7 protein-coding genes and 1 other RNA gene are annotated in these 8024 nt (G+C 38.8%); 1 reads left to right on the top strand and 7 read right to left on the bottom strand.

All coding sequences use genetic code 11. The features are described 5' to 3' along the window. Positions 1-58: 58 nt before the first annotated feature. Complete coding sequence (gene sohB, locus AC4GME_RS10675; protein WP_490377785.1) at positions 59-1105, bottom strand: protease SohB; 1047 nt, start codon at positions 1103-1105, stop codon at positions 59-61. Positions 1106-1235: 130 nt separating this feature from the next. On the opposite strand from sohB, the gene AC4GME_RS10670 reads away from it, so the two are divergent. Then, positions 1236-1973, top strand: coding sequence for a YciK family oxidoreductase (locus AC4GME_RS10670; RefSeq protein ID WP_490379373.1), 738 nt, complete (start codon positions 1236-1238; stop codon positions 1971-1973). A 61-nt stretch (positions 1974-2034) separates the two neighbouring features. Here AC4GME_RS10670 and AC4GME_RS10665 read toward each other — a convergent pair whose 3' ends face one another. The 6 genes from AC4GME_RS10665 to AC4GME_RS10640 form a co-directional block, all read right to left on the bottom strand. Next, positions 2035-3000, bottom strand: coding sequence for an LpxL/LpxP family acyltransferase (locus AC4GME_RS10665; protein WP_490377787.1), 966 nt, complete (start codon positions 2998-3000; stop codon positions 2035-2037). A gap of 51 nt (positions 3001-3051) precedes the next feature. Further along, positions 3052-3149: signal recognition particle sRNA small type (gene ffs, locus AC4GME_RS10660), an RNA gene on the bottom strand. A 411-nt stretch (positions 3150-3560) separates the two neighbouring features. Then, positions 3561-4325, bottom strand: coding sequence for a sulfite exporter TauE/SafE family protein (locus tag AC4GME_RS10655; RefSeq protein ID WP_490377789.1), 765 nt, complete (start codon positions 4323-4325; stop codon positions 3561-3563). A gap of 17 nt (positions 4326-4342) precedes the next feature. Continuing rightward, on the bottom strand, positions 4343-5695 hold the full coding sequence (pssA, locus tag AC4GME_RS10650) for a CDP-diacylglycerol--serine O-phosphatidyltransferase (protein ID WP_490379372.1): 1353 nt from the start codon (positions 5693-5695) through the stop codon (positions 4343-4345). Between the two features lie 148 nt (positions 5696-5843). Next, positions 5844-7034 (bottom strand): amino acid aminotransferase, encoded by a 1191-nt coding sequence (locus AC4GME_RS10645; protein WP_490378409.1) that lies wholly within the window; start codon positions 7032-7034, stop codon positions 5844-5846. Between the two features lie 86 nt (positions 7035-7120). Then, positions 7121-8024: fumarate hydratase C-terminal domain-containing protein (locus AC4GME_RS10640; RefSeq protein ID WP_490379371.1), on the bottom strand; the 904-nt coding region annotated here is incomplete at its 5' end.

Below are 8024 nucleotides of genomic sequence, written 5' to 3'. Positions count from 1 at the left end.
AAAAAAAGCCAACTAAGTGGCAGTTGGCTTTACTCTTAGTCCAAAAATCGAGCAATTACTAAAAAAAACGGTTGATATTTAGCTGCATCAATTTAAAGACACTATTTTCAATTGCTATTGAAGCAGCGTGGCCCAATTTATCTGCTAATTTTTTACGCTGCGTATATTTAATTTGAATAATATGGCGTTCATCTAACTGAGAAACTAAGTAATCATCACTCGTAGAAATTTCATCAACCAATTTACGCTCAATAGCTTGTAACCCGTACCAATGTTCACCTGTTGCTACTTTGTCGATATCAATTTGACTGCGATGTTTGGTCACAAATTGCTTAAACAGATCATGTGTTTCCTGCAGCTCCTGCTTAAACTTATCACGTCCAACCTGATCATTTTCACCAAACATAGTTAATGTTCGCTTGTATTCACCCGCGGTTAACTGCTCAAATTCAATATCATGTTTTTTTAATAATCTATTGAAGTTAGGGATTTGCGCAATCACACCAATTGATCCCACAATAGCAAACGGTGCTGAAATGATTTTATCCGCAATACACGCCATCATATAACCGCCACTGGCAGCCACTTTATCAACAGAGATAGTTAACGGGATATTATGATCTTTAATACGCTGCAGTTGCGATGCTGCCAGTCCGTAACCATGAACCATGCCACCACCGCTTTCAAGGCGAACAAACACCTCATCATGTTCATCGGCAACACTTAAAATAGCGGTTACCTCTTCTCTTAATGAAGTGACTTCCTTCGCATCAATGCTGCCTTTAAAATCGACCACATACAACTGTGGTAATCCATCTGCTGCTTCACCATTTTTAGCGGCTTTTTTAGCTTGCTTATCTTTTTCTTTCTGTGCCTTTTTTTCGCTTTTATGACGCACTTTTAATTGATGGGAAGTTAATAACTGTTCTTCGATTGATTTTTTTGTACCTTTTAACTGCTCAGATAAATCAATTAAATCTAACTCACCTTTTTTATTTTTCTGCTTACTCGCGATGGCAATTACCACGACTAAAGTAATGACCACTGTTAAAATGAATGTAATAGCTTTTGCTAAAAACAGACCATATTCAGATAAAAATTCCAAAACTATATTCCTCAGTAATAAGATTGACATGGCATATCATGACAAAAAGAACGCCCCGGTACAAAAGAGATTGAGACTTTTGTTGAAAAAAAGTTAATATTCACGCTTATTTGTAAAAATGAGAAAATTTATGATGGAATATCAAGCACAAGCAGACTGTTTATCTGGAAAAACGATTCTAATTACAGGTGCTGGCGCAGGAATTGGTAAAACTCTGGCACTACAATGTGCAGAGTTTGGCGCGACGGTTATTTTACTGGGAAAAACAGTAAAAAAGCTTGAAGCTGTTTATGATCAAATCGAAGCACTAGGCAAACAACAGGCTTCGATTTTGCCACTGGATTTAAACGGGGCAACAGAGCAACATTACATCGATTTAGCTGATACCATCAAACGTGAATACGGCAAACTTGATGGTCTTGTTCATAATGCAAGTCAACTTGGTGTATTAGGGCCTTTTACGCAAATTGAAAAAAAAACCTGGGATGAAATCATTCAAACTAATGTTACCGCGCAATTTTTGTTAACCAAATCATTAATCCCTGTTTTAAGCCTTGCTGAGCATGCGTCAACAATATTTACGACATCAGCAGTAGGTAATCAAGGTCGAGCTTACTGGGGCGCGTACAGCGTCTCAAAATTTGCCACTGAAGGTATGATGCAGGTGCTAGCAGACGAATATGAAAACAGCAGCTTACGCTTTAATGCAATAAACCCGGGAGCAACACGAACTGCGATGCGCGCAAGTGCCTATCCGGCTGAAGATACGGCAAAACTAAAAAGACCGGAAGATATTATGTCAATTTATCTGTATTTGTTAAATGATGACAGTAAAGAGGTAACGGGTCAGCGTATTAACGCTCAGTAGTAGAATGTGTATAGATGCAAGATAGCTTACGATTCACATTCGTAAGCTATCTTAAAAGATATTATTTGTAGATATCCAATCCAACTTCAGGACGGGTTTTGAGTAACTTAAGCGACCACATATATTGGCTGCGGTTCACGTCTATTACCTTCTCAATCGCCCGGTTCATCTGCTCTGTATCTTTCAATTCATCCCCTGTCGGGAAATTTTCAAGTGGTGCATGAAAGATAACATCATATTTAGCTGTTTGATCATTATATGAAGTAAAGAATGGGATCACTACAGCCTTACCCAATTTAGCTAATCGGCCAATCATCGGCACGGTTGCTTTTTGAGTCGCATAAAAATCAGCAAACAGACTATTCTCTCGACCATGATCTTCATCGGGAAGATAATAAAAATGTGTTTTATCGCGCAGGCTTTTTATAACAGGTTTTAAACCTTCACTGCGATGATATAAAGCACCTTTGCCGGTGAGCTTAGTAAAACGAGTACGGTAACCTGTTACAAACCAGTCGAAAATGGGATTGTTATAATCTTTAAACATGCTTGAGATAGGGTAACCTCTGGCATTAAGACCGGCTATGCCTGAATAATCAAGACCGTAACAATGCGGGCCTAAAAAGATAATTGCTTGATTTTGCGCCTCTGCCTGTTGGAGATATTGCTCGCCAATCATATTGACACGCTTGAGTAAAAAATCACGTTTTCTAAATGCCAGTTCACCAAGCGACAAGGAAATTTGTGCAAGCGCACGAATATTCTCTCGCATCAATTGATCTTTTTGTTTTTGAGAATACTCAGGAAAGCATAAACTAAGATTGGTAAACGCGATTTTTTTACGTTTATTTAAAAATTTTGCACTATAAATTTTATCTGCAAGCCAGGCTGCAAAACGATCCCGTATTTTAATTGGGCAGTAACTGAATAGAAATAATAATCCAAGCAAAGACCAGGTTCCCCAATATTTCGGCGATAAATGTTTGGCTTTTAGGGAAGTATCAAAATTAGAGTTATATAACGTCATAATTAGACCTTTAGGAAGCTAATAATGATTTGAGGAAAGGTGTGGGTGGCAGACTCCCCAGCAAACCCTCGGCACTTGAATCACCTACTATGGCTGCTGCCTTCCGGCTCTGACCAGGTTAATAAGTTATCAATGCGAGGAACCAAGAAGCCTACCATTGTCACTGTTATCAAGCCTTGTGTAACGACTTGATGAAAAGAATTATACGTATCAAAATAAAGAATTCAACCGCTATTTACCGTTTTAGTTTCAAGTGCTTATTTAACCAGCATACAGCTCGGTATTTAATCTATACCTAAGCTACTTGGAGATGCAGGAGTCAGCAAGACGATAAATGATGATGTTCTAGGCAGAAGGCTGATGATCTAGTTATTCTAAATCAAAGCCTTCTAACAACGAAGATCATCGTTTATCGCCTTGCCCTTCGGGAGATTCGCCCGAAAGCTAGCACTGCGTTGTAACACTTGAAAAGGGAATAACCATTCTCATCATGTTACGCCTTGTTCTAGCATCCGGGCGAAACTCTGAATCTGTATCTTCAAGTAGTTTAGGTATAACAATCAGACAAATAACTTAATTGCCACCAGCATAAGCACAATAGAAAGCATTTTTTTCAGTTTTATAGGCGATAAATGATGCGCAAGCATCGCGCCAAACTTGGCAAAGATTGTACTGCTCGAAATAATGCCTAGCATTGCAGGCCAATACACATAACCAAAGCTGCTCTCTGGCAATGAAGGGTTATTCCAGCCCATCATTATGTATCCTATACTACCAGACAGGGCAATAGGGAACCCCGTCACTGCTGATGTGGCAATTGCTTGCGTTATTTTTATACGGTATAGCGTCAAAACAGGCACAACTAATGAGCCGCCTGCGATACCAAATAAGCCTGAGACAATACCTATTCCGCCACCTAAAAACGCACAACCTAACTGTTTAGGCAGGGTTAAAATTGCCTTTGGTGACCATGCAAACCACATTTGCAGTGCAACAGATACGGTATAAAGCGCAAATATTCTTTGCAGTATCACACCCGACATAAACTCGGCGAAATACGCGCCAATTAAACCGCCTAATAACATGCCGACACTTAGCTTAAATGCTAATGACCAGTCAATAGCGAGTTTTCTATGGTGTACATAAATGGCACTAAGGGAGGTGAATAAAATAGTAGAAAGAGATGTACCAACGGCTAAATGCGTTAAAACCTCAGTGGGAAAGTTGAGATAACTGAAAGTAAAAATAAGAGTTGGCACAATAATAATGCCACCTCCCAAGCCAAATATACCAGCAATCAGGCCTGCAATTGCGCCCAAAAGCATATAACCTAATAGCAGCACTAAATAAGGCCTTTAACCAGTTTATCAGCTTTAATCCGACGCATCCGTAATAATAGTTTTTTTACATGTTCTGGGTAATCATCGACTCCCTCAATCTGCCCGGGTTCTGTGATTTGTAGGGTATGTTGCAGTATTGTAGAAAGCTCTTGGTCTAACAGACCTTTCAATGCTTGTTTAGGATCATCAATTAACAAACCATTTTCAATGTCCAGACGCCACGCACGCGGATTTAAATTGTGTCCGGTTAACATCACGAAACGATTATCTGCATATATCCCTTTCAGGTGAAAACTATTACTGCCATCTTTCCAAAGGTGTAATTTTAACTGCCCACTTTGTAACGCGTTCTGATGTTTTTTAGCAAAGCGTTTTAAATTGCTTTCATAAAGATAAGGCAAACCACCTATGGTTCTAAAAGGTTTATCTTCAGGGATATAAAAGTCATTTGCTGTTTTATCTCCAACAACAATCGTTAAATTCACGCCCCGCTTTAATAGTCCGCTAATATCTCTAGCGAGCACTCCCGGCAGGTTAAAATATGGAGTAAAAATAACAAGCTCATTTTGCGTACTTTGTAACACCTTGCGAATACATTTATTGAGTTTGTTTTTTCTCGCCCCTAAACCGCTTAATGGCGCGACTGATAACGTATCAGATAAAGTTTGACCTTGGTATTTATAGGATGCTTGTTTTAAATTTTTTGCTAGTTGCTTATGTGCAGCCTTAAGAGCCGATATTTTAGGAATTGATTCAGCATTTAACGCTACAACAGCCTCACTACTGATGATCTCATTTTTTAAGAAACTGACCATTGAATCTGCGAGTTCATGATTATTAATTAACCAGTAACGATCGTAACGATATCGCTCATTGTGATGTAAATAAATATTATTGAAGCTTGCCCCACTATACAAAACCCGGTCATCAAAAACAAAACCTTTAAGATGTTGTACGCCAAACAGCTCTTTACGCTTAACCGGAATACCGATTATTTTAACACCTAAACCTTGTGTTTTTTCAACCTCTTGATACCAGGTCGCATTCGTTGCAGTCGCTTTCTTTTCGCCGATCAGACCGCGTTGTGCACGGTGATAATCAATACAGACAACGATATCTAAGCTTGGTCTGTTTTTTTTTGCTTGATAAAGTGCCATCAGAATCTCTTTACCCGCATCATCAGCTTCAAGATACAAAGCAGCCAAATAGATTCGATGTTTGGCATTCGCTATTTGTGTTAATAGCTCTGCTTTAAAAGATTTAGATGAGAAAAGACAATCAACAGATTGTGCTGAAAGAGGGATTTTCTTCAGGTTATTTAGAAATGCTAAACTTTGCTTAATTCGACTACTCATAAAACTCTTTTATAAAACTGAAAAGGATCATACCTGCACGACTTGAAAATAATGTTCAACATTTCAGGTGGTTTAAGTATTAGCAAAAACAAAACAAGGTTGTTTAAACAACCTTGTTTTCGGCAATCTTAGTAATTCAGTATTTTACTTAGATTACTTTTGATAATGCATCACAAAGTGGCTGCATATTGTCTTTGGTCATCCCTGCTACAGAGATACGCCCGGAACCAACAATATACACAGCAAACTCTTCTTTGAGTCGGTTTACTTGTTCAACGGATAAACCAGAGAAAGAGAACATGCCATTTTGACGACTGATAAAACTGTAATCGCCGCTGACGCCTTTTTCTTTTAATGTAGCAACAAACAGCTCACGCATCTCTTGTATACGTTCACGCATATCCGCAACCTCTTGATCCCATTGCTTATAAAGCTCTGCATCATTAAGGATTGTTGTTACTACTGCAGCGCCATGTGCAGGTGGATTTGAATAGTTTGAACGAATACCCGCTTTAATCTGGCTAAATGCAGACTCTGCAATTTCACTATCTTCAGCAACTAATGTAATGCCGCCAACACGTTCATTGTATAAACCAAAGTTTTTAGAAAACGAATTCGCAACTAATAACTCTTTATTATATTTAGCAAAAATACGTAAACCTTGGGCGTCCTGTTCAACACCTTTTGCAAAACCCTGGTATGCAAAATCAAAAAATGGAATTGCACCAAGTTCTGCGATTAATTTTGCCAGCACTTCCCATTGTTCATTCGTCGGATCGATACCCGTTGGGTTATGACAACAGCCATGGAAAAGCACAAGTTCACCCGCTTCAACTGCCTGCAGTGACTCAAGCATCGCATCAAAGTCTAAATCTTTACTTTGAGCATTGTAATAATCATAACTAACAACGTCTAAACCTGCTGTTTTAAAAACATTACCATGGTTTGCCCATGTTGGATTGCTTACCCATATTTTTTTAATGCCCAGTTTTTTTACTGCAAAATCAGCACCGGTACGTAGTGCACCAGTACCACCAGGTACTTGTGCCGTACGAGCACGATTTGATTCGATAATTTCAGAATCTTTACCGAACAGGAGTTTTTGTACCGCAACCCCATATTCAGCAATACCTTCAATAGTTAAATAACTTTTTGTAGTTTCTTGTGCAAGTAGACGTTTTTCAGCTTCTTTAACAGTCGCTAAAATTGGTGTTAAACCACTTTCATTTTTGTAGATACCAACACCCAAGTTAATTTTTTCAACTCGTTGGTCTTTTTTAAATGCATCAGTTAATCCTAAAATTGGATCAGCAGCCGCCATACTTACTTGTTCAAACATAATTATTCCTTATAACCATCAGTAACATTTAGTATTTCTATATACTGTTATACCATTACTACTTTCTCAATCAATAAAAAATGCATTTATTGAGATAATTTGCTGTCAAATTCAGCTATTTTCACTTTCCAGATTGCAGGTCCTTGAGAATGCACATTATTTCCATCACTATCAACAGCAACAGTAACTGGCATATCTTCAACATCAAATTCATAAATTGCTTCCATACCAAGATCGGCAAAAGCAACAACACGCGCCTTTTTAATTGCTTTTGCAACTAAATAAGCAGCGCCACCCACCGCCATTAGATAGACGGAATTGTGTTTAGCGATAGAATCCACCGTTTTCTGACCACGTTCTGATTTACCGATCATGCCTAACAACCCGGTTTCTTCAAGCATGAAATCGGTAAATTTATCCATGCGTGTTGCTGTTGTCGGGCCAGCAGGTCCCACCACTTCATCTCCAACTGCATCAACAGGTCCGACGTAATAAATAAATTTACCTTTAAAGTCGACTCCTTCTGGTAAACCTTCACCGGAGGTAATTAATTCATAAATGCGTTTATGCGCGGCATCTCGTCCTGTTAAAATTTTACCCGAAAGCAATAATGTATCACCACTTTTCCATGATGAAATATCTGTTTTGCTAAGCTCATTAACATTAACTCGATGCACATTATCGCCCACCTCGCGAGTAATTTGCGGCCAGTCACTTAATTTAGGCGGATTAAAATCAGCTTCGCCACTACCATCAAGGGTGAAGTGTGTATGCCTTGTTGCTGCACAATTGGGGATCATTACCACAGGCTTAGAAGCGGCATGTGTCGGGCAACTTTTAATTTTAATATCCAAGACGGTGGTTAAACCGCCTAAACCTTGTGCGCCAATTCCTAACGCATTAACACGCTGCATAATTTCTAAGCGTAATTTTTCATCCGTTGTTAGATTTTTACTGTCCTGATTGGCCTTTTCTTGCAGATCATAAATA

The sequence above is a fragment of the Psychromonas sp. genome (assembly GCF_983033635.1).
Note: the sequence above shows the minus strand (reverse complement) of the source record. Positions and strands in the feature narration are given on the sequence as shown.